Below are 26,615 nucleotides of genomic sequence, written 5' to 3' on the forward strand. Positions count from 1 at the left end.
CTCGCAGGTGACGCGGGCGGGGACCGGCGACGGAAACCCCCGTGTTCGACGTCGAGTACGGCCCGCGCCGAATTGAGGGTTTGGGCCACCGGAACGCGGCGAGGGGAGCGAGGTGACGTCGGGCAGCGGCGCGCCGCCGCCCGACTCGACGCCCGGCGCGACCGGACCCCGAGTGCGTTCACGCCGAGTCCACGAGAGCGCTCACGCCGGGTCCACGAACGCGTCGAGTACCCCGGTCCCCCCGGCGACGGTTATCCGGGCGCCGTCGACGTTCCCGTCGCCGTCGGTCGTGTACTCGACGTCGCGAATCCCGCCGCCACGGCGGCCGAACGTCAACTGCGGCGGTTCGGCGTAGGGCTTCTCGAACTCGACCCGGACCGTCGAGCCCTCGCCGTCGACCGAGAGGCCGCGGTGGGCGTCGACCGGGGGCGCGTGGTCAACGACTGCCGAGGTCGGCGACCGAATCTGCCACAGGTCCGGGCCGTCGCCGTCAGCCCGGTTGTCGACGTAGCGGTTACGACCCGCGTCCGGGCGCTCGACTATCGCGGGCGCGCCGTCCCGCAGAATCCGGTTCCAGCCGACGGTCAGCCCCGAGTCGGCCACGAGGAACCCCGGCGGCGTCGAGTCGCCCGCGGCGGTTCCGAACGACCGCAGGTAGTTGCCCACGACCTCGTGGCGGGCGGGACCGTCGGCGTTCCGCGAGACGACGCCGGCGCCGCCGACCCGGTCGAGGCGGTTGCCCCGCACCGTCACCCGGCGCGCGGCGTCGAGCGCGACGCCGACGCCGCCGGTACCGTCGACGTAGTTGTCCCGGACCGCTCCGTCGGTCGCGCCCGAGACGCGGATACCCTCGGCTCCGGCGTCGTAGATGCCGTTGCCCGAGACGACGAAGTCGGCGATTCCCTCCCCGACGTTGATTCCCGGGCCGCCGTACCCGTAGAGGTCGTTGTCCCGGACGGTGACGTCCTCGGCCCGCTCGATTTCGAGCGAGACGCCCGCGAACCGGTCCTCGCCGGTCTGGACGCTGACGTTACCGGCGATTTGGATACCGCGGAGCGCCTGGCCGAACCCGACCAGACAGAGCGACTTGTGCCGGCCGAAGCCGAGGTTGTCCGAGACGTCGAAGTAGCCGACGTTCGATGCCTGCCGGCCGCCGCTCGCGCCGACCAGCGCGCCCTCGGGGTTGTTCCCCATCACGTTGCCCCGAACCGAGACGTTCCTGGCGTGGCGCTCGTCGGGAACCCACGCATCCAGGGCGATGGAGTGGTCGAAGCCGTCGACCACGAAGTTCCCCGTGACGAGGATGCGCTCGCCCGCGAGTTGGATGCCGCGGTCGCCGATGTCGTAGACGTAGTTGCCCGCGACGCGCACGTTCCGCGCCCGTCGCTCGACACTGATGCCGCTCCCGCCGGAGTTGTGCTCGTGGTAGGGATGGGTCCGGGTCACCGAGTTGCCTTCGAGGGTGACGTCGGTCGCGTCCCGGACGACGAACCCGTGGAGTCGCTTGGCGCCAGGGTCCTGGCCGCCGGGGTTGCCGGCGTACCCCACGCCCCGCACCTCGACGTTCTCGCAGTGGCCGCCGTGGCCGATTCGAATTCCGCCGACGTTCGCGCCGTCGGCCGGGACGACGAGTCGCCGGACACTCGGGCCGACCACCGTCACGCCGTCGACGTCGATATCGAGCCACTCGGTGGTCCGGTAGGGCGCGCCGTCGTCGGCGATCCAGACCGTCTCGCCCGCGTCGAGGTTCCGGAAGGCCCGGTGGAGTTCGTCGGTCGCGGTGACGACGGTGTCCGGGAACGACGGTCGGCCCGACCCTCCCCCGGACTGTCGCCACGCCGCAGCGGCCGCCAGACCGCCGAGGAACCGCCTACGCGACGGTTCGACCATCGGTCTCCTCCGGCGGAGTCGTTCGGTGTCCCAGTTCCGCCGTTTGGTTCGCCGCCCTATGCCTCGGCCGCTTCCCCCGGTGTGCGTGCGTCAGTTGCATCTGGTGTTCCCCCATCGACGCGCTGGCCGACCACCGCTGGCTCGCACGGTCGCTCGTCACCTCGACGCCGATTGGGGACCCGACCGGTTAGGCACTCTGGGGGTCTGCGCGAAAGTCGACCGATGGCCGGACCGCCCGACCCGAGGACAAGACAGAAGGGTGAGTCGGTCGTCGGTCCGACGATGCTCCGACAGCTGTTCACGTTCCTCGGCGTCGTGGAACTGCTCGCGCCGCGACCGCTCGTCGAGCTGGTGACGCGACTCGCATACGAGTCGCCCGAGGAGTTCGAGGTTCGGCCGTGGGTCCTCACCGCCGTGCGGGTCGAGGGAGTCCTCCTGCTGGCGGTCGCGGCGCGGATGCGGTGGCGAGAGTTACTGGTGAAGACCGGACGCGCCCCCGCCGAGGCCGAGGTGTAGGGCGGTCGAAGCGAGCGACTCGGATGCGGCGCGCCGTTCCGACCGTCGCCCGGCGACGGGCGCTCACCGCAGTTCGACTATCGCGCCCGCCGCGCCGACCGCGACCGCGAGCGCACCGTCTCCGTCGTGGTCGCGCTCACCGTCACAGTCGAGATTGCGCTCACCGTCGCGGTCCGGGGCGTCGCCGACGGCGACGCCCCGGACCGCCCCCGCGACCGGCGTGACGACGCGCTCCCAGTCGGCGTCCTCGTCCGCGCGCCAGTAAACCGCGCCGCCGTCGCCCGCGGCGACGGTCTGACCGTCGCCGCGGGCCAGCGCCCGGAGGGGTTCGTCGGCGACGCGCTCGGGCGTCCAGTTCGTCCCGTCGTAGCGGTGGCAGACGCCGTCGTCGGCCGCGACGGCGCAGTCGCTCCGCGACGCGGCGGCGACGTCGGCGAGGGTTCCCTCGGCCCCTTCGACGCCGACCCGGTCGAACGTCTCGCCGCCGTCGGTCGACTCGAAGACGCCGTCGGCGGTGTCACAGAGGTACGCCGTCCCGTCCGCGGCGAACGTCGCGCCGGAGAGGCTAGACCCGCTCCCGGGCTTTTTCGGCGCGTCCCAGGCCACGTCGCCGTCGCGGTACCGGCCGCGCAAGACCTCCCCGGAACCGTTCGCCAGCAGGAGCGTCTCGTCGCCGGCCGTGCCAGCGACGGCGACGTCGGTCCACGCGTCGGTGCGGTCGGCGGGCGCGGAGTGGTCGACGTGGCGACCGGTTTCGGCGTCGACGCGGCCGAGCGCGCCGCCGTCGCCGGCGACCCAGACCGCGTTTCCATCGTCGGTCGCGGCGGCCGCGCGCAGGTCGCTGGCGTCGGCACCCGGTCCGTCGGCGAGCGCGACCCTCCAGTCTCCGTCCGCGCCGTCGGCGAGGACGACGCCGCCTTCGCCGACCGCGAACGCGCTCGACCCGGCGAAGGCGGCGTCGAACAGCGCCGCGTCGGTCGGCGAGTCGGCGGCCGACCACTCGGGGTCGCTTCGGGCCGCACGGTCGGACGCTCCCTCGTCCGCCGACGCCCGCGAGTCGGTCGGAGACTCGGCCGGTTCCGCCGCCGGAGCGTCCGGGTTCGCCGCCGACGCGTTCTCGGACTCGAAATTGGGGTCGGTCCCCGAGAGGTAGAGCGCGACCGGCGGGAGCACGTAGACCGCGAGCGCGACCACCGCGAAACCCCGGTGGACGAACGTCAACGTCCCGAAGGCGGTGAGTCCGGCGGTGGCGGCCGCGTGCACCCACGTCTTCGCGTACCGGCGATAGTACCGCAGAAAGCCGCCGCGGGCGTGGTAGGTCATCGGATAGGAGTCGGGTTTCGGGACGGGTGGGTGTTACGCCCGTAATCGCCTCGATTTTCGGTCGGCCCTCACGACTCGCCCAGCACGTCCTCGACCTGCATCTCGGGCAGGACGAGCATCTGGTTGTTCTCCTGAAGGTCCGCGGTCGTGACGAACGTCAGTTCGTCGCCGCCCGTCACCGCGGTGCCGCCGCCAGCGACGTCGTCCCAGTGGTCGAACACCGCGTCGGGCACCGTGACGAGTCGGTCCTCGTCGTCCTCGACGACGGTACTTGTGAGGAACTCAATTTCGGGGTCGTCCTGAATCGGGTCGTAGAGCATCGAGACGACCACGAGGTCGTCGGACTCCCGGACGCCCCAGTACGCCTCGCCGTCGAGTTTCAGTAGTTCCATGTTGAGCGCCTGCTGGGGGACCGGTACCCGCCGAGACTGGCCGTCGACGGACGACGCTCCCAGTCGCTCGTACTCGGATGGCATGACTTCGGGGTCGGCGCGCACGTTGTTAGGTGATGTGGCCGCGGGCGCCGCGTCGATTCGTCACCCAGGCGGGCGCACGCTCACCACGAACTGTAGCGCTCCTCGTTCCACGGGTTCGCGGTGTCGGAGTAGCCGCGCTTCTCCCAGTAGCCCCGCTGTGGTTCCGTGAGGAACTCGACGGAGTTCACCCACTTGGCGCCCTTGTAGGCGTACTTGTGGGGCGTGACGACCCGGAGCGGTCCGCCGTGTTCAGACGGGAGCGGTTGGCCGTCGAACTCGTGAGTGAACAGCACCTCCTCGCGCAGACACTCCTCCAGCGGGAGGTTCGTGGTGTAGCCGTCGAGCGACCCGAACATGACGTGGACCGCGTCGTCTTCGACGCCCGCCTCCTCCGCGAGCGTCGGGAACGTCACGCCGCCGAACTCGTTGTCGAATCGACTCCACCCGGTGACGCAGTGGAAGTCCTGGCGCTGGGTTTCGCTCGGCAGGTCGGTGAACTCCGCCCACGACAGTGACAGTTCGTTCTCGACCGCGCCCGTCACCGTGAACTCCCACGTCTCGGGGTCCCACCGGGGCGTCCCGCTCTTCGAGAGCACCGGGAACCGCTCGGTCTCCCGCTGGCCCGGCGGGAGGCGCTCGCCGCCGAACTCCTCGTGTATCGAGGTGGCGTCCTTCATGACTGGCAGAGCCACGACGACCGGCCTCATATGCGTACGGGCCGACCCGCGGCCCGCGTGCGCGGGTCGGCCAACCCACGCGGGCCGAGCGTTTATCCCGGTCGCCGTGGTAGCCGCGACGACCAGACCATGCCACTCATTCGCTTCGAGGCGGCCGACTCGACCGAGCGCACCCAGATCGGCGAGGGACTCGTCAGGTTCGCGGTCCAGGCCGGGCGACTCGAAACCGGCCGGGCGGAGGGTCGGTACTTCCTCCAGCACGCCGACGGTTGCGGCGAGGACGGGAACCGAATCCGACCGGGCGACCCGTTCTTCTTCGACACCGACTCGGGCGAGATCCTCTGCGACGACCACGGACGCGAGCGAGGCGAAGACGGGGCCGGCGAGGAGTAGTCGGCGGTGGCGTCCGAGTCGCCGCTCCGGCGGGTGACGACCGGCGAGCGTCGCGTCCACGCCCTCGTCGCCGCGGCGTGTTTCCTCGTCGTGGTCGCCGTCACGGGCGGCGTTCGCACCGTGACGCGACTGTTAGCGGGGTGGGACACCGCCACCCTGATCTGGCTCGCGCTCTCGTGGCGGTTCGCCTGGCGGTCCTCGGCTTCCGGGACGCGGGAGTGGGCGCGCGGTCGGACGTACGGCGAGTCCCAGTTCGACCGGACGGTCGCGGTGCTGTTCAGCCTGTTCGGACTCGGTTCCGCGCTCGGACTGGTGACGCTGGCCGAACCGCCGACCGCGCCGGTCGACCACGTCCAGATATGGCTGAGCGCGGTCGCGGTCGTACTGGCGTGGCTGGCCCTCAACACGGAGTACGCCGCCCACTACGCCACGCTCTACTACGGCGACCGACCGCCCGAGCGCGGCCTGGCGTTTCCGGGCGACCCCGACCCCGAGGCCGACGTCGACGCCGACCCCGACCACCGGGACTTCGCGTACTTCGCGTTCACCCTGGGAACCGCCATCTCCACCTCCGACGTGGCCATCACGAGTTCCGCCATCCGGACGACGGCGCTCGGCCACGTCCTGCTGGCGTTCGCCTACAACACGGGCGTGCTCGGACTGGTCGTGAACCTGGCGAACCTCTACGCGTGACGCCGGGGGTTCGACCCCGTCACGCCTGGGGGTCGTACTCCTGGTAGATGATGTGGCCGCACGCCTTGCAGTGGGAGGCGTCGGGGTCGTGGCCCGTCAGCCCGCAGTTCGGACAGGTCACGTCGACTTTCTCCTCGCTCGTCCACTCCCGGACGATGTTGCGGGCCTGCCACGGAATCAGGATGACCGCGGTCAGGATGGCGGCGACGGTCAGCCACCGGCCGGCGACGGTGACCGGCGTGACGTCGCCGAACCCGACCGTCGTCAGCGTCACGACCGCGTAGTAGAACGCGTCGCCGAACGTCGAGACGCCGGGGTTGGCGGCGTGTTCGAAGCTGTAGAACAGCCCCGCCGAGACGAACAACAGCGTCAGTACCGTCAACAGCAGTTTCAATGCGCGCAGCGCCTCGTCCGAGACGGTCCCGAAGAGGAACTCGGCGTCGCGCGTGAACCGGTAGAACCGCACCACCCTGACGACCCGAATCGCCCGCAGGAAGCCGACGTTCACCCCGAGCGTCACCGGCAGCGCCAGCACCGCCAGCGTCGGGAGTATCGAGAGGAGGTCGACCATCGCGTAGAAACTGAAGAACTCGTCCACCCGGTCGCGGGCCGCGTACAGCCGGAGCGCGTACTCGACGAGGAACACCAGCGCGATGCCGACCTCCAGCCGCCAGAGCCACGCTTCGGCGGTCGCCGAGAGCGGATACGTCTCGGCCACGAAGATGCCGACGAACAGGAGGTTCAACCCGAGCAACGCCACGTCGACGGTCATCCCCAGCGGCGTCTCGTGGTCCGACAGGTAGAACCGCACCAGCGACCGGGTATCCGAGTCGCTCGGCGACGAGGAGTGACCGGCCATACCGGAGCCACGGGCCGGAGACGCTAGAGCGTATCGCCCCCGGAGGCGTCGAACGCCGCGACGAAAGAGACGGAGAGGGAGAGGAGGACGAAAGAGAAGAAGACGAAAGAGAAGGAGCGACGCCGGTCGTCAGTACACCGCGTCCCGAATCTCGTCGTCGAGGTCCTCGAACAGGTCGAGGTGGACCTTCCGCTCGGTGCGCAGGGTTTCGAGTTCGCGCTCGTGGTCGTCGACGTTCTCGGCCACGTCGTAGGCGTCGATGTCGATGCCCGGTACCGCGTCGGGTACCGCGAGGCCGGTCGCGTCGTCGTCATCGGTCCACTCGACGGTGCCCCGGGCGAGTTCTCGGAGGATGGTCACCGACTCCTCGACGCCGATGTCCCGCCCGCCGAGGTGGCCGGTGTTGAGCACGTAGCAGTCGACGCCGAGGTCGGCGATGAGGTCGCGGAAGACGTTGCCCTCCTCGCCCTTCGACCCGACGATGAAGGGGTTGGTGCCGACGACGCGGATGGATTCCCCGGCCTTCGAGGGGTCGCCCGCGCTGGTCTGTATCGACTCGCCGAGCATGAACGCCGCGGCGGCCTCCTCGGGCGAGAGTTTGGCGACCGGCGGCATCGTCGGGTTCCGCGTGATGAAGAATATCTGGTCGACCTCCGCCAGGTCGATGTCCTCGCCCGCCGACGCGAGCTGGTCGCGCTGGATGACGGCGCGCCCGTTGGAGGTGTAGCGGTCGCTGTCGAAGTCGACGGTCCCGTCGTCGGCCACGTCGACGTTCTCCAGCACCGCCGACTCGTGGGTCACGGCGTCGTACATCGCCGGTTGCTCGTCGGCGTCGAGGCCGATGGTCTTGACGAACAGGCCCTCGCCCTCGCTCCCGGCGACGGTGCCGTCGGGCAGGAGCGCACAGACGTCGTCCTGGAGCATCGTGGCCGACTCGCCGTCCGCCTCGTCGAGCCAGAGGCCGTGAGCGGTCAGCGTGGACTTGCCGGTGGCCGACAGGCCGAGGAACAGTTGGCCCACGTCTTCGAGGTCGCCCGCGTCGTTCCGGAGCGTGACCCGCTTGCTCCCGGCGTGCAGGCCGAGGCCGCCCTTCTTCTTGGCGTAGTACATGAACAACCGGAGGAACGACTTCTTGGCTTCGCCGGTGTAGTCGCTGCCCAGCACCGCGGTGACGCCCTCGTCGGGCAGGACGCGAATCGCGGTTTCGTCGTGGTCGGGCACCTGAATCGTGTAGAAGTCGGGTTCGCGGTCGCCCTCGACCGGTTCGAACAGTTTCGCCCACGCGAGCGCGATGCGGGCGTACTCCTTCGAGACGTACAGGCGGCAGACGTAGGAGTGGTCGGGGTGGCGGCCCATCTGCCGGTCGAGACAGACCATCTCCGTCTCGGCGGCGTACTCGACGGCCGTCTCGACGCGGCCGTGGTCGGCCGGGCCGAACTCGTCGTCGACGGCGTTCTTCGTCTTGTCGGCGTTGCGAGAGCGCTCGTCGCTGACGTACGACGGCGAGTCGAACTCGGTGGTCGTTTCGAGGTTGCGCGAGAACTCTCGGAGTCGCTCCGGCGAGGGGTCGTAGACGACGTTGTCGGCCTCCGCCGGATCGGGAAGTGTCGCTTTCAGCGGTCGGACTTTCTGCCCGGAGTCTGACATCGTGTCGAAGTACACTACGGGGACGTATAATTATGCACCGTTTACGCGGCGTCTCGGGGCCTCTGAAGCGGATTTATGATTTCAGAACCGAGTAAATCGTCGCGAGAAACGGCCATATTTGTCCGGCATTCATGACTAATTTCAGACACGTCGATTCCAGTCCCCGGCGTGGACGACGAGACGCACAGGGCCGGAACGACTTTGCGTCGGCCGACGCTCCAACGACCCGTGTTCACCGAACTCGCGCCCGACCTGTTCGTCCTCTCGGAACCGCTGTCGTTCTACGGCTTCGAGATCGGCCGGAACATGGTCGTCGTGCGACTCCCCGACGGCGACCTGTTCGTGAACTCGCCCGCGGCGCTGACCCGCGAACGCGTCGACGCGTTGAACGACCTCGGGACGGTCCAGTACGTCACCCCATCGAGCAAACTCCACGGCCACCTCCACATGGAGGACTACGAACGCGCCTTCCCGGCGGCCGAACTGTTCGCCGCGCCCGACCTCGACCGTCGCCGGGCGGACCTCGCGTTCGACGGCCTGCTCGGCGGCTCTCCGGACCCGCGCTGGGCCGACGTCCTCGACCAGACGGCGTTCCTGGGCAACCGGTGGCTCACCGAGATCGAGTTCTTCCACCGGCCGAGCGGGACGCTGATACTGGGCGACGTCTGCTACAACCTCGGACCTGAAACTCCGCTCGGGACGCGGTTGGTCGCGCGAGTGCTGGGGATGTACGGCGACCTCTCGGTGCCGCCCGACTTCCGGCAGACGGTGAAGAACGAGGCGGCCGCCCGCCGGTCGGTCGAGCGAATCCTGGCGTGGGACTTCGAGCGCGTCGTCGTCGGCCACGGCCGGGTCGCCGAGCGCGACGCGAAACGCCGGCTCCGCGAGGCGTTCGACTGGCTGTTGTGAATCGGGTCGGACCTCGACGGAGCCGGCGAGGTCCGACGGCGGGGTCCGATGGCTCGGTCGGTCAGTCGGCGGTGCTCTCGGACGCCGGCGCGTCGGCCGCCGGTTCGCCGGGCGGCGCGTCGAACAGCGGGCTCTGCTCACCGGGCGTGAGCGTGTTGAGCACCAGCGCGGTGAGCGCGGTGACGATGACCGGTTGACCGAAGAACGTCTGTGCCGCCTGCGGAAGGCCCTGGATGGCGTCGGGGGTCGTGGCGATGCCGAGGCCCAGGCCGAGCGAGACGCCGACGATGACCACGTTCCGGCGGTCGAGTTCGGTGTGGAGGAAGATGAGCCGTACCCCGCTGGCGGCGACCATCCCGGCCATCAGCAGGACCGCGCCGCCGAAGACGGCGCTCGGAATCGTCGTGACCGCCGCGCCGACCTTGGGGCTGAGCCCCAGGACGACCAGCAGGACGCCCGCGACGCCGACGACGTGGCGGCTCATGACGCCGGTGAAGTTGACGATGCCGGCGTTCTGCGAGAAGGAGGTGACGGGGAACGCGCCGAACGCCGACCCGAGCGAACTCAGCAGACCGTCGGTGAACAGGCCGCCGCGGAACTCCTCGTCGGTCGGGTTCCGGCCCTCGGCGGCGGTGACCCCCGACATGTCGCCGACCGTCTCCATCGCCGAGACCAGGAACAGGAAAGCGAAGGTGACCATCGCGGTCGGTTCGAACTCGAAGCCGAACTTGCCCGGCGCGGGGACCGCGAACCACGCCGCCTCCGCCACGGGAGCGAAGTTCACGAGGCCGAGCGCGACCGCGGCCGCGTAGCCGACCGCGATGCCCGCGAGCGTGCTGAGCAGTCGCGTGACGCCGTCGGTGAACAGGTTCAGGACGACCGCGACGCCCAGGACCAGCGCGGCGAGGCCGACGTTGTGGGCCGCGCCGTAGTCCGGGGCGCCGACGCCGCCCGCGGCGTAGTCCATCGCCACGGGAATCAGGTAGAGGCCGATGATGACGACGACGAGGCCGGTGACCAGCGGCGGGAAGAAGGGTTTGATGCGCTTGAACTGCCAACCGAGCAGGCCCTCGACCAGGAAGCCGGTGACCAGTATCGCGCCGAACACCGCGCCGAGTCCGGAGTTGACGCCGATGGTCGTCGCCGCGCCGACGAAGGTGAAACTGGTCCCCATCACGACGGGGAGGCGCGCGCCGACCGGCCCGACGGTGTACGACTGGACGACGGTCGCCAGCCCGGAGAACAGCAGCACCATCTGGACGATGTAGGCGGTATCGGCCGCGCCGAGGCCGACGGCGCCCGCGACGATGTACGCCACCGCGGTCGCGGGAACGATCATCACCGCGACGTGCTGGAGGCCCAGCAACAGAGACTTCGGCCACGGCGGTCTGTCGTCGAGTCCGTACTCGAGTTCGATCGCTCCGTCGGTGTCGGTCGGCATGCTATACGATTCACCAAACGAGTCCCGGCTGATAATAGTTTCGCGTTCGAGCTCATATTCGGTCTCTGAACCCTCAATATATACATGTTCGTGTATCAAAGGGCGGTGATCGAGTCGGCGTCGCTCGGTGACGCAGACTGTCGGAAGTGCTCGGCCGACCAACCGCCGGAAGCGCCCGGCGATGCATTCCACTTCGGGCGGGGCTTTCGATGCGACTGCAGTCAGGGTTCTCCAAATGCCACAGTCCACCGATCGAGCCTACCCAAAGCTACAATCAGGTCCTATCCTACGTTTCCGATATGAGAAACTACGAGGTCGTCTCGGTCTGGGGTATCCCGATTCGGATCAACGTCTCGCTGTTGGTCGTCCTGCCGATTCTGGCCTGGCTCATCGGCAGTGGCGAGCAGATCGGCCTCTACACCGATATCATCAACGGATTCCCCGACGTCGCCCTCGACGTCGGCGTCCTGCGGGCCGGGAACACGCCGTGGGTCATCGGCATCGCCGCCGCGGTCGGCCTCTTCGTCAGCGTGACGCTCCACGAACTCGGTCACGCGTGGGCCGCCCGGCGCTACGGCATCGAGGTCGAGTCTATCACGCTCTGGCTGCTCGGCGGCCTGGCGAACCTGAAGGTGATGCCCAAGGAGTGGAAGCAGGAGCTCTGGATCGCGCTCGCGGGGCCGGCGGCGAGCGTGGTCGTCGCGGTCGTCTGCTACGGCGCCGTCCTGGCGCTCCCGGCGTCGGCACCGGTGCTGACCTTCGTCGTCGGTTGGCTCGTCGTCACGAACCTCACGCTCACCGCGTTCAACCTCCTGCCGGCGTTCCCGATGGACGGCGGCCGCGTGCTCCGGGCGTTGCTCGCGCGCAACCGCCCGTACCCCGCGGCGACGCGAATCGCGGCGCGACTGGGGTCGGCGTTCGCGATACTGTTCGCCGTCCTCGGCGTCCTCTCGTTCAGTCCGATGCTGCTCATCCTGGCGCTGTTCATCTACGGCGCCGCCAACGGCGAGTCGCGGATGGTCGCGCTCGAGACGCTGCTCGACGGCGTGACTGCGCGCGACGTGATGACCGCCGACGTCGCCACCGTCGCCGCCGAGACGCCGCTGTCGGAGTTGGGGACCCGGATGGTCGAAGAGCGGCGGACGGCGTACCTCGTCGCCGACGAGACGGGGTCGGTCGTCGGGGTCGTCTCGCTCGAGCACCTCCGACGGCGACGCCGAGACGCCACGACCGTGCGCGACGTGATGACCGAGACGTTCCCCCGGGTCGACGCCGACGCCCCCATGTTCGACGTCGTCGGCCTGATGAGCGAGGGGCGCGCGAGCGCCGCGCTCGTCGAGGCCGGCGGCGAGGTGGTCGGGATTATCACCGCGGCCGATCTGGCGACGACGCTAGCGGTCCGGCGCGAGGCCGGGACCCCGGTCGAACCCCGCGTCGCGATGTGAACGGCGAGGTCACCGAATTCAGTACGAATTCTCTAACAGTAGCTGGTAACACGATCTCTTTACTCGTTTTACCGTCCGTAACTGATTCGGCGGTTCTGCTCGATACGTGGTGCGAGTCGGTCATCTCATAAGACGGAGTGGTGTCGATATCGGAACTGTTAGACCGGAACCCCATCACCTCTGCTAATAATGAATGTTCAACAGTCGATTCTCATCGAGTTGTTCGCGCTGGTTCTAGTCGCATTTGGAGGGTTCTACTGGCTCGCTGAGCCCGGAAACAGTTTCCAGTTGGTGGTCAATATTGGGCTAGTCGTCGGCGTGATTGGGGTGATTGTAGGATTCGTAGGCGAAAGGAAGTGAGTCATCCGTTTAGCACGCAAATCCAGTCTCTCGGTCGAATCCTTTCTGCTGAATACACGCTCTAAATCGAGCGGCAGTTGCACGGGTGATTCTGAAGAAAGAACTGCGCTACCAACTACTGCTAACCAGCATGGGATAGACGAAAGCGAAGTCGATGAACGCACGCTCCGTCTCGCCCGGCGGTTACACCAAAGAACCCGTGCTACCGTCTCCTGCTAGTGAATCGTGACCTCGTAGTCCTCGACGGTGATGTCTATCAAGCTCGTCGCCTCGAACTCGGTGTCGTCGAGCGCCGACTCGCCGACCTTCCGCATGACCACCGCGATGTCGGCGATCTCGGCGCCGATGCCGTCGAGCGCCTCGCAGATGGCCGCCAGCGTCCCGCCGGTCGACAGCAGGTCGTCGACGACGAGCACGCGGTCGCCCGCCTCGATGTCGTTGATGTACATCTCCGATTCGGAGTAGCCGGTGGTCTGGTGGAGACCGACCTCGCCCTCCAGGCCGTACTCGCGCTTGCGGATGACCACCAGCGGGACGTCGGTCTGGAGCGACAGCGCCGTGGCGATGTGGATGCCCATCGCCTCGGGCGCGACGATTTTATCGACGTCGAGGTCGGCCACGCGGATGAGGCCGACCACGACCTCCCGAAGCAGTTCGGGTTCGAGCATCGGGACGCCGTTGCTGATGGGGTGGACGAGGTACTGATAGCCGTCTTTGTCGATTATCGGCGCTTCGTGAAGGGACGCTTTGAGTCGGTCCATGTCGCCCGTTCGCACAAACGCAGGAAAAGCGATTCGCTCTCGGACGGCCCGCCGCGGCACGAGCGTGCCGCGGCGGGCCGAGATGTGTGAAGGGCGGGACCATCGCCTCCGAGGTGACGACCACCGCGGGCCGCGAGGACGCCCCGGGAACTATCGAGGACCGCGTGGTACGTACTCGCATGGTCAGATTCAGCGGTCCGTGGACCGAAACTCAGGTCGAGGAGTTCCTCGAGGAGGTGAGAGTGCCCATCCGACTGGCCTGCCACCGGCCGGACGAGTCGCTGTGGCTGCTCGCGCTCTGGTACCGCTACCGGAACGGCACCTTCGAGTGCGCGACGTGGGCGAAGGCCGACCTGGTGACGTGTCCTGTCGGCTGTAGTTCCGAGTGATAGTCGGCAGAAGGGACTCCCCCGAATCGGAAGACTGCGTTCTAAATCGCGAATCGTCCGCGAGCTACAGCCGACAGGCCACCTCAGGAACGACTCGGAGGTGGCCTTCGACGTGTCGGTGAACCACCCGCCGTACCACGGCGTCCGGGGTAACGGGACGACGGCGCTCTCCCGGGACGCCGACAAGGCGGTGCTTCGCGGACTCATCGAGCGCTACCTCGGCGACACCGACTCCGACCTCGCCGCGTGGTTGCTCTCCGAGGAGCGCGACGAGGTCCGCATCCGAATCAGCCCGCGCCGGATGCATAGCTGGGACTACACCGAGCGGATGCGGTCCGTGGTCGAGGAGAACTGACGGGCGCGCTTCGGCCGGCCCGTCCCCTTATCGACGACGAGCGCGAACCGCACCGGGATGGAACGATTCGTCTGTTACGGCGGGAAAGGCGGCGTCGGGAAGACGACCTGCGCGGCCGCGACCGGACTCGCACTCGCCGAGCGGGGCGAGCGGACGCTGGTCGTCTCGACCGACCCGGCCCACTCGCTGGCCGACGCCTTCGACGCGGCGGCGGGCGAGGGCCGCCGACGGGTCGCGGAGAACCTCTGGATAGACGAAGTCGGCCCCGACGCGGGCGAACGGGCGTTTCGCGGAATCGTCGAGGCGATGGCGGTCGAACTCAGGGAGGCGGGCATCCGCCTCGACGAGTCCGAAATCGAGCGGCTGTTCACCGTCGGCGTCGTTCCCGGTAGCGACGAACTCGCGGCGCTCGAACTGCTCGCCCAACTCGTCGACGACGACGAGTTCGACCGCGTCGTGGTCGACACCGCGCCGACCGGCCACACGCTCCGCCTGCTCGACCTCCCGGACGTCCTCCACGAGACGGTGGCGGCGGCTTCCTCGCTCAGAGGCCAAGTACGCCGGATGGTCGACGGCGCGCGGAGCGCCGTGTTCGGACCGGCGTACTACGTCTTCGGCGGCGACGACGAGGCGGCCGAGGACGACCTGACCGAGTTGCGCGAGCGCATGGAGCGGGTGCGGGACGCACTTCGCGACCCCGAGCGGTCGGAGTTCCGCGTGGTTTGCATCCCCGAACCGATGGCGGTCGCGGAAACTCGTCGGCTCGTCGCGCGACTCCGGGAGGCCGAGATTCCGGTCGGAACGCTCGTCGTGAATCGGGTGGCGACCGACCCCGAAACCGACTGCGAGCGCTGTCGGGCGCGAGCGGCGTCCCACCGCGAGCAGTTGGAGCGGATTCGTGAGGAGTTCGCCGACCTCGAAGTCGTGGAGTTGCCGGAGGTCGGCGTCGACGCGGCGGGCCGGGAGAGACTGGCGGCGCTGGCTCGGTCGTTGGCGATAGAGTGACCGGGCGAGGCCTGAACGTCCCGTGGCGATTCGAAGCGCACTCGACGCGCCGCGAGAGTTCGACCGTTGCGCAGTCGCGCTTGCCGGTCGAACTAATTACGTGTCTCGTTCCAGCGACGGCGGCCGACGCGCGACTTCTCGCGTCGGCGATATCTGTAACGATAGTTCCGAGAACGTAACCGCTCTTACGTCCTCGCAATCCGGCGTGGTTCCGACGCACGCGTTCGGCGAACGTACCTCGTCCCGGAGCGCCTGACGGGACGCGTATCCCGAGGCGATGAGACGCCCGATTCCGCGACTTCTCGCCGTCGTTCGGGAGTTCTCGCCGTCGAGCGTCACGCGGCCACGCTCATGCTATCATTTCGCACACGCTGGCGGGGCGTCCGGACTCGCCAACTGTTCGCGGAGCGGCAAGCGAAGCGGAATACCGACTCGGCATCCGAGCGATTCCGTCGGCGGCGGTCGGTTCCGTCGGAAGACGATTATCGACCGTTGAACGAACCCGGGTGAGCGCCATCGAGCGATTCGTTCCTGCAACGGCCGGTACGAGGCTGTATTCGACCTTGTTCGGCCGCCATGCAACTCTTGCCCAATCATGAAACACCGTATGGATTTTCGTCTGAGATACCGGACTCTTCGATTACATGTCCCTTCGCCGTCTCTATTGAAACCGTCGAGACGCCCCCTTCGTGGCCTCCCTCACCGATATGCTGGCAGATTCATAACCAAGTTGTCACTGCCGCGGGTTTTCCACCTCGAATTGTCCCATCTGGACGAAATGAACGCTCAGCGCCATTAATGCGGGACTCCGGCGTTCGGACAGAGCGGGCGCTCGACCGGTAGGAGGTCGGTCTGGCAGTGGGCCGACTCGTGAACATATCGCGCCCGACCGAACGGAGAGAGAAACCATGAAAAAAGGACTACGCGTGATGATTGCGCTCGTACTCGCCACGACGATGGTCGGTGCGGCACTGACCGGCGGCGCGGCCGCCTACGACTTCGGTAGCGAGGACGAGTGTGAGAACTGGGTCGACGACAACGAGGATTCGGCTAACGCCCAGCAGATCGACTGTGACGACTACGAGGTCGACCAGGACGCCGAGGCCGAGGTCGACCAGGACCAGGACATCGACCAGGACCAGGACTCCACTCAGAGCTTCGACCAGAGCAACGACGCTACCGCGAGCGGTGAGGACTCCGAGGCCGAGTCCGAGGACAACGAGAACGACGCGGACGACGTCTCGTTCGACAACGACCAGGACCAGGACGCGGACCAGGAGCAGGACGGCGAAGCTGAGGCCGAGAACGAGAACGAAATCGACGACGGCGACGAAGAGAACGAAGCCGAGAACGACTAAATCCGCGGCACTCTCGGTGCGGTAATCATTTTTTCGGCTCGACACGGATACCGGTTCGAAATCGACGTTCCACCACCGAGACACTTCTGCGACCGACGGGGTACCGTTCCGTACCGTCGATTCTGTCGAGGCCGCACTGCGTGAGCGACCGGCACCGGTTCGTTCGAGCGACGCTTCGCGTCGACGCCAATTCACGGCCACGGTCAGCCGACGGCGTGTTGGGTCGAACGGAAGCCATCGAGCGGTCGAAGGCCGGACCGACTCCACGTTACCGGGAAACGACGGTGCGGTAACGCGCATCCGGACCCCGACCGTCCGAGGCAACGGCGTAATAGTCCTCCGAAACGGGCGTTATTTCGCTGAACGATTTAGGGTACTTAGTCCGGCTATCGGTGTCATGCAGATTGGGGTTGAGATGAAAACGACATTGAACAAGATGCTTTGCCTGTTCGTCGTCGCGACCGTACTCGCGAGTACGGCGGGACCGGTGGCCGCTGTGGCCCCCGACGACCCGTGCCCGGACGACGGCGACGATTCAGCAGCCAGACTGGAAGTGTGTCAGGACGCAGACTCTGACACCTCCCAGGACTCGGACGCCTCGCAGGACGACGATTCCAACCAGTGGATATCCGACATCCTCGCCGGGGCGTCGGTGTCGAACGACCAGCGAAGCGACCTCGAATCCGACCAGGACGGCGATTCGGAGGCCCGAAATCAGTACGAAGGTGACTCCGACCACGTCGGGAGTAGCGGCCAGTCGGCCGACGCCGAGTCCGACCAGGAGGTCGCGTCGGACCAGGAGAGCGACAACGACCAGACGGCCCGGGACGGTACCGGCCCGACGGACCAGGACAACGAGCAGTTCAACCTGGGCGACTACTTCCAGGACTCCGATTCGGAGGCGACGAACAGTGACACCGACGGCGAAGGCTCCGAGGTGAGCGACCAGGACGCCGACGCCGAGGTCGAACAGGACGCCATCGGCGAACAGGAGAACGAGAACACCCAGCACGTCGACGGCGCCGAGTCCGAGGCGAGCCAGGAGAACGACCAGACGAACGCGGCCGACCTCGGACAGGGCGGCGACGCCGACGCGAGCAACGAGGACACCGCGTCGAACGGCGAACTCGAACAGGACGCCGACGCGGAGGCCGACCAGGGAGCGTCGGCCGACCAGGAGAACGACAACGCCCAGAGCGCGAGCGACAACGAGGGCCAGACCGACCAGGAGAGCGACCAGGACAACGCCGCCGAGGCCGACCAGATCGCCGACGTGGACGCGAACAACAGCGACGACGCCCGGAGCGAAGGCGAGTCGACCGATCAGAACGCCGACGCCGAGGCCGAGCAGGACGCCGTCGCCGAGCAGGACAACGACGGCTCACAGTCGAGCGAGGAGAACACGGGCAACGTCTCCCAGGAGAGCGACCAGGAGAACGACGCCGACCTGGGACAGGGAGCCGAATCCTCGGCGTCGAACGCCGAGGACAATGGCACCGCCGACGCGGAGTCCAACCAGGACGCCAGCGCCGACCAGGAGAACGAGAACTCGCAGTCGAGCGAAGAGGCCAGCGGCGACACCGACCAGACGAACGAGCAGGACAACGACGGCGACGTCGAGCAGAACGCGGACGTCTCGGCCAGCACTGACGGCGACAGCGAGTCCGCGGAGGCGTCTGCCGACCAGGACGCCAGCCTCGAGCAGGAGAACGAGAACACGCAGGACCGCACCGGCAGCAGCGACGTCACCCAGACGAACGAGCAGGAGAACGACGCCGACGTCGAACAGGACGCCACCGTCGCGGAGGAGTCGGGCAGTTCGTCGGCCGACCAGGACGCCAGCGTCGACCACGAGAACGACAACGCTCAGTCGAGCGACACCGACGGCGGCGAGGCCAGTCAGTCCAACGAACAGAGCAACACCGGCGAGGTCGACCAGGACGCCAGCGGCGACGTCGAACAGGACGCCGACCTGAAGTCCGACTCGTCGAACGAGCAGACCCAGGAGTCGTCGGGCGAGAACGCCGACCAGAGCCAGGCGTCGAGTTCGGACACCGACCAGAACGTCGACCAGTCGGCGACCGGCGACAACACGCAGGACGCCGACCAGTCGTCGTCGATCGATTCGACCCAGAGCCAGGAGTCGTCCGGCAAAGACGAAACTCAGAGCCAGGAATCGTCCAGCGACGTCGACCAGGAGAGCGACCAGACCGCGAGCGGCGAGGACAACACCCAGTCCCACGACTCCTCGGTGTCGATAGACTCGTCGCAGGACCAGGAGAGCGCAGACTCCGAGGAGGAGGCCGAAAGCAGTGCGAGTAGCGACGACGGTAGTAGCGACGACTCCGACGGAGAGGAGAGTAGCGACGGAGACAGCAGCGACGGTTCCAGCGAGAGCACCACCGAAGAGAGTCAGTCGGACGCGTAACCGGTTGGCGCTTCGAAAAAGCGATTCGACGATCTTCCTTTTTTAGTCACTGCGCGAAAAGCGTGCCGCGCCCGGACGTCGGTTACACGACGTACGAGAGCACGGCCAATACCAGGAAGGCGATTACCAGCCACTTCGCCGCGTCCATCGACAGCCCCGCGACCCCGCCGGCGCCGAGCGCCGCCGCGATGATCGCCAGGACGAAGAACGCGATTGCCAGTTCGATTATTGCCATACCTGCTCCAAGACGGTCAGCGAGGATACGGGTAGTGCCTGACCTATCCGGCCCACACAACCTCTTCGCTACTGTCGCGTTCGCTCGGGCGTGCGGACTCGCTCGCCTGCCTCGGACACCCACTCGAGCGGCGGACCGGGCCGTGCCGCGGTTTTTCGACAACGGACAACTATTTCGCCCGGCGGCGAAGAGGGCCGAACGAACGTGACGAGAGGAAAACGAAATCGAGCACCTCTACGGAGTTCTAGAGGAGCGAGACGGAGCGGTCGGCGAAACGCGAAACCCGGAACGTTGCACGAGGCTCACGGACCGGCTCGACGGCCACGACGAGGAACGCGACCGAGGCCTCTCCGGCGCGACGGACTCCGTCGAATCGACGGCGTCGGTGCGAGGTGGAAGCGATGACCGACGACGATTTCGAGCGACCGTGGTCGCAGAGCGACGTCAGTGAGATTCGGAAGTGATGGACATCGACGATATCGAACATTTCAATTGTCGGGCGAAGAGAAGTGAAGAGATATGACGAGAGGACAGGATATCGACCGTCTGTATCGACTTCTCGAGAAACTAGAGCAGACGGTCGGCGGAAAACAGAAACTCGAGGACTGCACCGGCTACATGGACTGGCCCGACCGAGGCGTCTACATCTTCTTTGCCTCGGACGGATACCGAGCGTCCGGCGACCAACTTCGAGTGACCCGTATCGGGACTCACGCCGTCTCCGAAGGGAGTAGCACGTCGCTCTGGGACCGGCTTCGAACGCATCGAGGAGCGATGCGCGGAACCTACGAAGGTGGTGGGAATCATCGAGGCTCCGTGTTCAGAAAACGAGTTGGAGAAGCCTTCGTGGAGCGTGATTCCTTGCACGACGAGTATCCTCACTGGGGCGAGGGTTCGAGCGCGAAGCGGGAACGCCGACTCGGTGAACTCGAGATGGAACGGCGAGTGAGCGACTATCTCCGGAACCTCCCGTTCCTCTGGTTGAACGTCGACGACGAGCCGAGTGCGGACAGCCAGCGGGCCTACATCGAGCAGAACACGATTGCGCTACTCAGCAACTACCAACGAGACGCCGTCGACGCGCGTGCAGACGATTGGCTCGGAAAACACAGTCGGAGTCAGAAAATCCGCGACTCCGGACTGTGGAACGTGAACCATGTCGACGAGGAGTACGAACCGGATTTCCTGGACGCGCTACACGAAGCCATCGAACGCACGGACCCGCTGTAGCAGAGTGAGCGTCACTGCCGACTGTCTCCACTGCTCTTCTCGGTATTAGGTCACGCCGAGCATTCGATTCGTCCGAACCAGAATCGGTGTACGCACCGCCGCCGTTTCACTCCTCCCGACCGTCGTCGCGAAGACGTCGCTGCGAGAGCGGCGCGAGAACGAACAGCGAGGCCCAGCAGACGAACGCGAGGTCGGCGGCGACGAACAGCGCGACGGGAATCGAGAGGCCGAACACTAGCGGCGTCAGGAAGTACTGCACCTCCTGTTCCCGAACGAATCGGTGGTCCGTTTCGGGGTCGAGGAGGCCGTCGGCGCGGGCGACGTACCGCCACAACCAGTAGACGAGCAGTCCCGTAATCGTCATCGAAGTCGCGTAGAACGCGACCGGGACCTGTCCGCCGTGGTCGCTGAGCACCGAGGTCGGGAACGGGAGGAACGCGACGGACATCAACAAGAACAGGTTGAGCCAGGCGAGGCGGGGCGTGTACCGACGGACGTACCGGAACATCCGCCTGTGGTCGAGCCAGTAGTTCCCGATGACGAGAAAGCTGACGACGTAACTGAACACGTCCCGCCAGAGCTGCGCCAACAGGGCCAACGTCACGGGGTCGCCCGGCCGAACGCTCGCGGGCAGGTCGACGTTCACGACGAGGAGCGTGATGGCGAAGGCGAACACGCCGTCGCTCAGCGCGACGAGACGGGTGAGATCCGTCGACGATTCGTCGTCGGACACGCACGTACTTGGCGGTACTACGCCTTAGTACTCCGCCGGAAACTGCTGGTGGTCAATTCTCGGTGAAAGGTCGGCCTCGGCACTCGAACCAGTAAATATTACCGGCTCGAGAAACCTTTTATAGAAGAAAACTCGATTCTTACTCGAATCGATGGACAGCGCAGGGATACTCATCGAGATGCGCCCTATGTTGTGGAATTCCTCTCGGCTGAAGGGAACCATCCGCGCTTCTCAATAGAAGTAAACCGATTTGCGCGCTTTTTGGACGAACACGCACTCGAACCAGTAATTATTACCGGCTCACGAAACTATTTATAGAAGAAACTCCGTTTTTCACTCAAATCGACATACGGCACTACGATACATTGAGCAATGCGCCCTATGTAGCGGAATTCCTCTCAACTGAAGGCAACCAGACCTGCTACGAAGAAGTAAAGCGAATCGCGTGCTATTGATTCAGACAATACGAGCCGCAAACGGAATCAGAGGAATTACTTGTTGACTTGGCGAACCATTGGAATGACTAACCGTGAGGGTTCAATCATTCACTACAAAGAACGGTGAAACAGTCGAGCTCGGGGACTTCACAGTCCTAGTTGGACCAAATAACACCGGGAAATCACAGACGCTCGACGATATTCGTCTCGAAATAAGAAATGATAATGGTAGCACGATTATCGACGAACTCACTGTCGAACTGCCAGACCAATTTGATGAATTGAAAACAGGAGTTAAGCGAGCAACTGACCAGCATGATCATGAAGTTCTACGTGGTATCGGATCTAATCTTTTAGATCGCGAGGTTAATCGTGCAAGCCTTGAGAGATTGGAAGAACAATTCCAACGGGGCAACCACCAGCCCATTCTGAACACCTTTGGATCATTTAAAGTTGCACATCTCGATACTTCCTCACGGCTACAAGTTGCTGAGTCCGGTCCAGCACACAATATGCACGAGGAAGCACCGAGCAACCTCCTCCAAGCTCTATTCGAAGCCGGTCCTGAAGTTGATGAAGAGCTTCGATCGGCATTTCAGAACGTGTTCTCGCGGCCTGACGAACCCAGAGATATCGCCTTTGACATTAGCGGAATGACGGAACTCTGTTTGCGAGTGGCAGAGGAGTTTGAGAACATTCCAAGCAATCCACGAAAAGCAGTTGGTGTAATGGAGGAGTACAGAATATTGGATGAGGAGGGTGATGGCTACAGAAGTTTCGTCGGTGTCGTACTCAGTCTCCTACTCTCTCAGAACCGTGTTGTACTCTTGGACGAACCCGAGGCATTTCTACACCCGGCGCAGGCAAGAGAGCTCGGCCGATGGGTAGCAAACCATTCGTCAGATACAGCTGGCCAGATCGTTATTGCTACCCACGACGCTGATTTCATAGCAGGGATTCTTAGCGAAGGTACAGAGGTAGATATTTACCGGTTAAACAGGCGGGAAGATCACACAGTCTATAACCAGATATCCTCCGATATTACGGAGAAACTGGCGAACGATCCTCTGCTATCAAGTCAGCGTGTTCTTGAAGCGATTTTCCACGAAGGCGTTATCGTCTGTGAAGGCGGTTCCGACAAAGCCGTCTACCGTTCTATCGCTGTAAATGAGATTGAAAACGACCAGCTGTTGTTCGTGAACGCTCATGGCAAGCACAGTATAAAGGACATCACTACGGTACTCAACGAAGCTAATATCCCCGTTGCCACGATAACAGATATAGACATTCTCCGGAATCATCACAATCTCAGATATCTGCTTGAATCCTTGGCAGACGGTGATTTCAATGACATATTGGAGATCCGAAGCGATATCGAGCAGGCGATTCAAGGGATTTCAGATGAGGAAGTGATCGAGCAGATGATTCCGGAGGTAGAGCAGTTCTTAGAGCAATTAGAGAACGGAGAACACACTCTATCTGGTGCCGACGCTGCGGTAGGCCGATTGAGTTCCGGGTTCTCGGAATGGAAGGAAGTGAAAGAACTGGGTGTCGATGGAATACCTCGCGAGAAATTAGAGGAAGAGGACCATCCAGAAGAACTTATCAAGGAGGCAAAGCAGCACGGCCTTTTTATTGTTCCCGTTGGGGAGCTGGAGGGCTGGATGGATCTTGGTAGAAGCAGGAAATCTACGTGGGTTGTTAAGGCCCTCGAAGTTATTGGAACGACGGATCGGGATGGCGATGATGAATATGCTTACAGCGATTTAACCCGCTTTGTTGAGGATATTGAACGGTACTTAGCAGACGAATACAGTCAGCTCATACGAGCACAGAGTGATTGACACATTCCTGAAATAGAGAAGGTACGAGCTTCCGCTCTTTTTCCAAATCGCAAGACGGCGAATACTCCACTGTATTGCGCCCTCTGTAGTGGAATCCCCATTGGTGAAGGAAAGAGTACTCGGCCAGCAAACGAAGTAACGCTGATTGCGCGCTTTGCTTGCCGGCTAACGGAATTGTTTATAGGAGAAAATACGATTCAGACTCAAATCGATAGACAGCGTAGGGACGTCTTCTCAGATACGCCCAGGTAATGGAATACTCTACGGCTGCTCACAATCGAATGTAAGAAGTCAACCAAGAAGGCATACACTACCGTTCCTCCTCGATTCTGAATTGGCTTATCCTACGATAGATATACGTAACTAAAACAATAATACCGGAATTAACGCATTATGGCTAATCCGGCTTGGTTCTTCTCGACGATTGCACAGGCTATTGCAGCGGCTATTGGATTCGTCTTAGCATTCACTGCATCAATCTATACTGTCCGGAAAAACCGGATACGACAGAAACTGGGACGGTTTTTAGATAGTATTGATGTGACCTATAGAGACTTCGATGAACCACTGCTCTCCATGACTGAGGACCTCCGAGAAAAGGGAACTTTTGCAGCCCCATTCGCAGGCCTAACAATTGCATTTTCGGACAATCCAGACATTGATGGTTGGGCAGAAGACGAGGACTCAACGGTAGGTGTTCTCTGGGCCAACCTGCTCAAAATCCATGGAACTCTCAACTCGGCGTCGTCCGCGTCGAATTCCGGGAATATACCGTCATCATTCGAATCGCTTACAGAGTATCTCAGGGAAGCGAAGCGAATCACCGAAGATGAAGAACTCACTATGGAGATCTACGAGGAGATTACAGGCGAATCTGCAGTCGATGACTATAGGACGACACCGATATTCGACTTTGCACAAGCAACAGAGGACCTCTTACGACGACGGAGTGGAAAACAACCACATACTGCCAATACCATCCAGGGAATTGATGACTTGTTGACTGAGCTGGAGATCGACGTAAGCAGTATTGAGCGGCGACATACACCGAATCGAATAGCGTTTGAGGACAAACCACCCCGAGACGTGTTTGAGAACGCAATCTCTCTTTTTATCATCGGTGTTTTGATTCCGATGGTATTTCTTCTCACCCCACCCTTCAGTCTGGGCCAACTCACCGTTTACCACACCGAGGTAGTGTTTACCCTTCAAATCCTACTCCTGGTGGTAATTGCTCAAAGGTCAGTTGGACTGTTTCGCTCGCTATGGGACCTTGTCGAGGTTGAGGAACTATAGTTCATTATCGCAGGGTGTATTGGGGGTAAATCTTTGACCGGTAATCCAAGCCCCAATCTTTGAGATTACTTTCACCCCGGTTGGATTGCATTCATAGTAGATGGACATAAAGTACAGAGTACACCGAATATGACCAATGTTATCTGTAAAGCTATTCAGGAGCAGAAAGCAATCGAATTCACCTACGATGGGCATCATCGAAAGATCGAACCCTATTGCCACGGCCGAAGCAAGAAGGGCAAGGAGTCGCTTCGAGGTTACCAAATTGCGGGAGAGAGCAACTCGCGGCAAGTTCCGTTCTGGCGTCTTTTTACCGTGGCGAAGATGGGGAACCTGACGCTGACAGAAGAGACATTCAACGGGAACCGTCCCCAGTATAATCCAAACGATAAGGGCCTGTCCCCGATTCATTGCAACTTCTGACAATGGACAAGGAGCGAGCGAAAGAACTGATGCTCGATGAACGAGAGGATGACGAGGGATTCAAAGACTCGATTGTCGTCCTCGAGATGGAACTAATCGAGGAAGACGCAGGCATCATCCGAGGTGATCTGATAATCGAAGGCGAGGTTGACACCACCGGAAGTCTCCTCATACCGCTCAACGAGCCAAAGCCGGAGAGTTGGCAAGATCTCGAAGTCGGAGAGACGAAAGCGTATGGCCTCCGGGTTGATTCTCGGAAGGAAACTCTACGAGAGAAGATGAGCGCCTTCTTCAATCGGAGTTTGGAGGAAGGGCGCGTACAAGATTTCGTCCCAGGAACTCCACCAGGGACATAGAAGCCTTCTCTTCACACTCAGGTAGAGATACTGGCGGATGTGCTAATACTGGTGTTCGAAGCTTAGTTCAGCATGCTCATAGGAGTACGATTTGATACCGGACTCTTCGCAGTGGGATCTAAGCTCTGCCGGAGGTACATACACTTGCTCTTCCGCTTCCTCCTCGAAATGGTGGAGGAACGCGATAGAGATATTTCGGCCCTCCTCGCTGACATCGACAACGACCGCTAAATCTGGGTCGTCGTAATCGGGTTTGATGACATAATCGCCCGGCGTAAATGGATTCTCCGCAAACTCCAGATTCGTGTGCTTGTAGGTGTAGAGCTTGATATCCTGGTCGTCGCAGTATGATGCGAGCTTCGCCGGGTGGATTTCGCGCCAATTCCCAGGGCCCTCATCGAGCATATTCGGGAACGCAACATTGACTGCTTCACCGTCCATCTCCTGCCCGTAGGCGGTGGTATTTTTCTCGGGTGGTAAAACCTCTACGACCACAGCGACTGACGCATCATCATTGTCTTTCTTCACGACACGGTCACCAGGTGAGAACGGATTCTCGGGTTTCTGGTTGAGGTGGGCTGTATTCGGCCCCAAGTCGTGCAATTCATTCATCGGACGAGCAGCCAAGTGTGCGAGCTTCTCGGGTTCCTCGCCAGAGTATGCTTCTTGAGTCTTCACCTTCGACTTGAGTGTTTCAGTTCGTTCCCAGCCGAGGAGGATGAGTGCGTCTTCGTTATCCCGATGCCAGACCATTACGATGATGTCGTCGTCCGGGTCGTTTTCAAGGATGTTCGTCGGCCGGAAAGCAGAGACGTCGCGGGAGGTCTTCACGTCAATTTCGTATCCGAATACCTCGAAGTCGTATCCTGAGAAACTCTCAGGATTGCACCGACGGATGGCTTCCTCATTTTGCCACTCCCACATCTCGACGGGAAGATACTCGCGACAGAACTGCTCAAACGCCAGCTCGCCGAGGTTGCCGATACGTTTGACGTCCAGATCGCCAGCGCCTTGAATAACTGCCTGATGATGGGCTCGTTCTCTGTCGATTTCGTCCGGCGTATACAGATACATTGCATCTGGATTGTTTCATGGCGTGATATATCTTATCTCTCGAAAATACTCCTTCGATAAGA

24 protein-coding genes and 1 pseudogene are annotated in these 26,615 nt (G+C 63.4%); 14 read left to right on the forward strand and 11 right to left on the reverse strand.

Annotated features, from left to right (window positions below):
• Positions 1 to 201: 201 nt before the first annotated feature.
• Entirely contained in the window at positions 202 to 1,890 is a 1,689-nt protein-coding gene (locus tag NGM07_RS07565) for a right-handed parallel beta-helix repeat-containing protein (RefSeq protein ID WP_253519036.1), read from the reverse strand.
• 282 nt (positions 1,891 to 2,172) lie between these two features.
• On the opposite strand from NGM07_RS07565, the gene NGM07_RS07570 reads away from it, so the two are divergent.
• Complete coding sequence (locus NGM07_RS07570; RefSeq protein WP_253519038.1) at positions 2,173 to 2,406, forward strand: hypothetical protein; 234 nt, start codon at positions 2,173 to 2,175, stop codon at positions 2,404 to 2,406.
• Positions 2,407 to 2,469: 63 nt separating this feature from the next.
• Here the strand turns inward: NGM07_RS07570 and NGM07_RS07575 are convergent, their stop codons facing one another.
• The 3 genes from NGM07_RS07575 to NGM07_RS07585 form a co-directional block, all read right to left on the reverse strand.
• A complete protein-coding gene (locus NGM07_RS07575; protein WP_253519041.1) occupies positions 2,470 to 3,729 on the reverse strand; it encodes a sialidase family protein in 1,260 nt (419 codons plus the stop codon).
• Between the two features lie 68 nt (positions 3,730 to 3,797).
• On the reverse strand, positions 3,798 to 4,205 hold the full coding sequence (locus NGM07_RS07580; protein ID WP_253519044.1) for a hypothetical protein: 408 nt from the start codon (positions 4,203 to 4,205) through the stop codon (positions 3,798 to 3,800).
• 80 nt (positions 4,206 to 4,285) lie between these two features.
• A complete protein-coding gene (locus NGM07_RS07585) occupies positions 4,286 to 4,882 on the reverse strand; it encodes a sulfite oxidase-like oxidoreductase (protein WP_253519046.1) in 597 nt (198 codons plus the stop codon).
• 129 nt (positions 4,883 to 5,011) lie between these two features.
• Here NGM07_RS07585 and NGM07_RS07590 point away from each other — a divergent pair, with 129 nt between their 5' ends.
• Both NGM07_RS07590 and NGM07_RS07595 read left to right on the forward strand, forming a co-directional pair.
• Positions 5,012 to 5,275, forward strand: coding sequence for a DUF8075 family protein (locus NGM07_RS07590; protein WP_253519049.1), 264 nt, complete (start codon positions 5,012 to 5,014; stop codon positions 5,273 to 5,275).
• Between the two features lie 6 nt (positions 5,276 to 5,281).
• Entirely contained in the window at positions 5,282 to 5,968 is a 687-nt protein-coding gene (locus tag NGM07_RS07595; protein WP_253519051.1) for a DUF1345 domain-containing protein, read from the forward strand.
• Positions 5,969 to 5,987: 19 nt separating this feature from the next.
• Here NGM07_RS07595 and NGM07_RS07600 read toward each other — a convergent pair whose 3' ends face one another.
• Both NGM07_RS07600 and NGM07_RS07605 read right to left on the reverse strand, forming a co-directional pair.
• Positions 5,988 to 6,827 (reverse strand): potassium channel family protein, encoded by an 840-nt coding sequence (locus NGM07_RS07600; protein ID WP_253519054.1) that lies wholly within the window; start codon positions 6,825 to 6,827, stop codon positions 5,988 to 5,990.
• A gap of 129 nt (positions 6,828 to 6,956) precedes the next feature.
• On the reverse strand, positions 6,957 to 8,474 hold the full coding sequence (locus NGM07_RS07605) for a phosphoenolpyruvate carboxykinase (ATP) (RefSeq protein ID WP_253519056.1): 1,518 nt from the start codon (positions 8,472 to 8,474) through the stop codon (positions 6,957 to 6,959).
• 228 nt (positions 8,475 to 8,702) lie between these two features.
• Here NGM07_RS07605 and NGM07_RS07610 point away from each other — a divergent pair, with 228 nt between their 5' ends.
• Complete coding sequence (locus NGM07_RS07610) at positions 8,703 to 9,383, forward strand: DUF4336 domain-containing protein (protein ID WP_253519059.1); 681 nt, start codon at positions 8,703 to 8,705, stop codon at positions 9,381 to 9,383.
• A gap of 61 nt (positions 9,384 to 9,444) precedes the next feature.
• Here NGM07_RS07610 and NGM07_RS07615 read toward each other — a convergent pair whose 3' ends face one another.
• Positions 9,445 to 10,824 carry a uracil-xanthine permease family protein gene (locus NGM07_RS07615; protein ID WP_253519062.1) on the reverse strand — a complete coding sequence of 460 codons (1,380 nt, stop codon included), beginning with the start codon at positions 10,822 to 10,824 and terminating at the stop codon, positions 9,445 to 9,447.
• 299 nt (positions 10,825 to 11,123) lie between these two features.
• On the opposite strand from NGM07_RS07615, the gene NGM07_RS07620 reads away from it, so the two are divergent.
• Complete coding sequence (locus tag NGM07_RS07620) at positions 11,124 to 12,269, forward strand: site-2 protease family protein (protein ID WP_253519063.1); 1,146 nt, start codon at positions 11,124 to 11,126, stop codon at positions 12,267 to 12,269.
• A gap of 575 nt (positions 12,270 to 12,844) precedes the next feature.
• Here NGM07_RS07620 and hpt read toward each other — a convergent pair.
• Positions 12,845 to 13,390, reverse strand: a complete 546-nt coding sequence (gene hpt / locus NGM07_RS07625; RefSeq protein WP_253519066.1) for a hypoxanthine/guanine phosphoribosyltransferase — start codon at positions 13,388 to 13,390, stop codon at positions 12,845 to 12,847.
• A gap of 86 nt (positions 13,391 to 13,476) precedes the next feature.
• Between hpt and NGM07_RS25525 the strand changes: the two genes are divergently transcribed.
• The 5 genes and pseudogenes from NGM07_RS25525 to NGM07_RS07650 all read left to right on the forward strand — a co-directional run bounded on the left by NGM07_RS25525 (position 13,477) and on the right by NGM07_RS07650 (position 18,925).
• Positions 13,477 to 13,779: a hypothetical protein gene (locus tag NGM07_RS25525; protein ID WP_253519068.1), complete on the forward strand. Its 303-nt coding sequence runs from the start codon at positions 13,477 to 13,479 to the stop codon at positions 13,777 to 13,779.
• A gap of 82 nt (positions 13,780 to 13,861) precedes the next feature.
• Positions 13,862 to 14,134 (forward strand): annotated as a pseudogene (locus tag NGM07_RS07635) (pyridoxamine 5'-phosphate oxidase family protein); the annotation flags it as partial.
• A gap of 57 nt (positions 14,135 to 14,191) precedes the next feature.
• Positions 14,192 to 15,139 (forward strand): ArsA family ATPase, encoded by a 948-nt coding sequence (locus NGM07_RS07640; RefSeq protein WP_253519071.1) that lies wholly within the window; start codon positions 14,192 to 14,194, stop codon positions 15,137 to 15,139.
• 908 nt (positions 15,140 to 16,047) lie between these two features.
• The gene (locus NGM07_RS07645; protein ID WP_253519073.1) at positions 16,048 to 16,497 is read left to right on the forward strand and encodes a hypothetical protein; all 450 of its coding nucleotides are present in this window, start codon (positions 16,048 to 16,050) and stop codon (positions 16,495 to 16,497) included.
• 397 nt (positions 16,498 to 16,894) lie between these two features.
• Positions 16,895 to 18,925, forward strand: a complete 2,031-nt coding sequence (locus NGM07_RS07650) for a midas domain-containing protein (protein ID WP_253519075.1) — start codon at positions 16,895 to 16,897, stop codon at positions 18,923 to 18,925.
• Positions 18,926 to 19,007: 82 nt separating this feature from the next.
• On the opposite strand, the gene NGM07_RS07655 is transcribed toward NGM07_RS07650, so the two are convergent.
• Complete coding sequence (locus NGM07_RS07655; RefSeq protein WP_368410282.1) at positions 19,008 to 19,154, reverse strand: DUF1328 family protein; 147 nt, start codon at positions 19,152 to 19,154, stop codon at positions 19,008 to 19,010.
• A 525-nt stretch (positions 19,155 to 19,679) separates the two neighbouring features.
• Here NGM07_RS07655 and NGM07_RS25450 point away from each other — a divergent pair.
• Positions 19,680 to 20,390 carry a GIY-YIG domain-containing protein gene (locus NGM07_RS25450; protein WP_368410248.1) on the forward strand — a complete coding sequence of 237 codons (711 nt, stop codon included), beginning with the start codon at positions 19,680 to 19,682 and terminating at the stop codon, positions 20,388 to 20,390.
• A 106-nt stretch (positions 20,391 to 20,496) separates the two neighbouring features.
• On the opposite strand, the gene NGM07_RS07665 is transcribed toward NGM07_RS25450, so the two are convergent.
• On the reverse strand, positions 20,497 to 21,123 hold the full coding sequence (locus NGM07_RS07665) for a TMEM175 family protein (protein WP_253519083.1): 627 nt from the start codon (positions 21,121 to 21,123) through the stop codon (positions 20,497 to 20,499).
• Positions 21,124 to 21,652: 529 nt separating this feature from the next.
• Here NGM07_RS07665 and NGM07_RS07670 point away from each other — a divergent pair.
• From NGM07_RS07670 to NGM07_RS07680, 3 genes are all read left to right on the forward strand, one after another.
• On the forward strand, positions 21,653 to 23,404 hold the full coding sequence (locus tag NGM07_RS07670) for an ATP-dependent nuclease (protein ID WP_253519085.1): 1,752 nt from the start codon (positions 21,653 to 21,655) through the stop codon (positions 23,402 to 23,404).
• A 393-nt stretch (positions 23,405 to 23,797) separates the two neighbouring features.
• Positions 23,798 to 24,700, forward strand: a complete 903-nt coding sequence (locus tag NGM07_RS07675) for a hypothetical protein (protein WP_253519088.1) — start codon at positions 23,798 to 23,800, stop codon at positions 24,698 to 24,700.
• 425 nt (positions 24,701 to 25,125) lie between these two features.
• Entirely contained in the window at positions 25,126 to 25,479 is a 354-nt protein-coding gene (locus NGM07_RS07680; RefSeq protein WP_253519090.1) for a hypothetical protein, read from the forward strand.
• A 42-nt stretch (positions 25,480 to 25,521) separates the two neighbouring features.
• Here the strand turns inward: NGM07_RS07680 and NGM07_RS07685 are convergent, their stop codons facing one another.
• Complete coding sequence (locus tag NGM07_RS07685) at positions 25,522 to 26,553, reverse strand: DUF7961 domain-containing protein (RefSeq protein ID WP_253519093.1); 1,032 nt, start codon at positions 26,551 to 26,553, stop codon at positions 25,522 to 25,524.
• Positions 26,554 to 26,615: the final 62 nt, after the last annotated feature.

Source organism: Halorussus vallis (assembly GCF_024138165.1).
In the GTDB taxonomy this organism is placed as follows: Archaea; Halobacteriota; Halobacteria; order Halobacteriales; family Haladaptataceae; genus Halorussus; species Halorussus vallis.

Bases quoted from the DNA above. Each gene is read 5' to 3' on its own strand.
- NGM07_RS07600 (WP_253519054.1), bottom strand. From the start codon at position 6,827: ATGGCCGGTCACTCCTCGTCGCCGAGCGACTCGGATACCCGGTCGCTG.
- NGM07_RS07680 (WP_253519090.1), top strand. From the start codon at position 25,126: ATGGACAAGGAGCGAGCGAAAGAACTGATGCTCGATGAACGAGAGGAT.
- NGM07_RS07580 (WP_253519044.1), bottom strand. From the start codon at position 4,205: ATGCCATCCGAGTACGAGCGACTGGGAGCGTCGTCCGTCGACGGCCAG.
- NGM07_RS25450 (WP_368410248.1), top strand. From the start codon at position 19,680: ATGACGAGAGGACAGGATATCGACCGTCTGTATCGACTTCTCGAGAAA.
- NGM07_RS07590 (WP_253519049.1), top strand. From the start codon at position 5,012: ATGCCACTCATTCGCTTCGAGGCGGCCGACTCGACCGAGCGCACCCAG.
- NGM07_RS07615 (WP_253519062.1), bottom strand. From the start codon at position 10,824: ATGCCGACCGACACCGACGGAGCGATCGAACTCGAGTACGGACTCGAC.
- NGM07_RS07575 (WP_253519041.1), bottom strand. From the start codon at position 3,729: ATGACCTACCACGCCCGCGGCGGCTTTCTGCGGTACTATCGCCGGTAC.
- NGM07_RS07620 (WP_253519063.1), top strand. From the start codon at position 11,124: ATGAGAAACTACGAGGTCGTCTCGGTCTGGGGTATCCCGATTCGGATC.
- NGM07_RS07650 (WP_253519075.1), top strand. From the start codon at position 16,895: ATGCAGATTGGGGTTGAGATGAAAACGACATTGAACAAGATGCTTTGC.
- NGM07_RS07640 (WP_253519071.1), top strand. From the start codon at position 14,192: ATGGAACGATTCGTCTGTTACGGCGGGAAAGGCGGCGTCGGGAAGACG.
- NGM07_RS07585 (WP_253519046.1), bottom strand. From the start codon at position 4,882: ATGAAGGACGCCACCTCGATACACGAGGAGTTCGGCGGCGAGCGCCTC.
- NGM07_RS07685 (WP_253519093.1), bottom strand. From the start codon at position 26,553: ATGTATCTGTATACGCCGGACGAAATCGACAGAGAACGAGCCCATCAT.
- NGM07_RS07605 (WP_253519056.1), bottom strand. From the start codon at position 8,474: ATGTCAGACTCCGGGCAGAAAGTCCGACCGCTGAAAGCGACACTTCCC.
- NGM07_RS07645 (WP_253519073.1), top strand. From the start codon at position 16,048: ATGAAAAAAGGACTACGCGTGATGATTGCGCTCGTACTCGCCACGACG.
- hpt (WP_253519066.1), bottom strand. From the start codon at position 13,390: ATGGACCGACTCAAAGCGTCCCTTCACGAAGCGCCGATAATCGACAAA.
- NGM07_RS07565 (WP_253519036.1), bottom strand. From the start codon at position 1,890: ATGGTCGAACCGTCGCGTAGGCGGTTCCTCGGCGGTCTGGCGGCCGCT.
- NGM07_RS07675 (WP_253519088.1), top strand. From the start codon at position 23,798: ATGGCTAATCCGGCTTGGTTCTTCTCGACGATTGCACAGGCTATTGCA.
- NGM07_RS07570 (WP_253519038.1), top strand. From the start codon at position 2,173: ATGCTCCGACAGCTGTTCACGTTCCTCGGCGTCGTGGAACTGCTCGCG.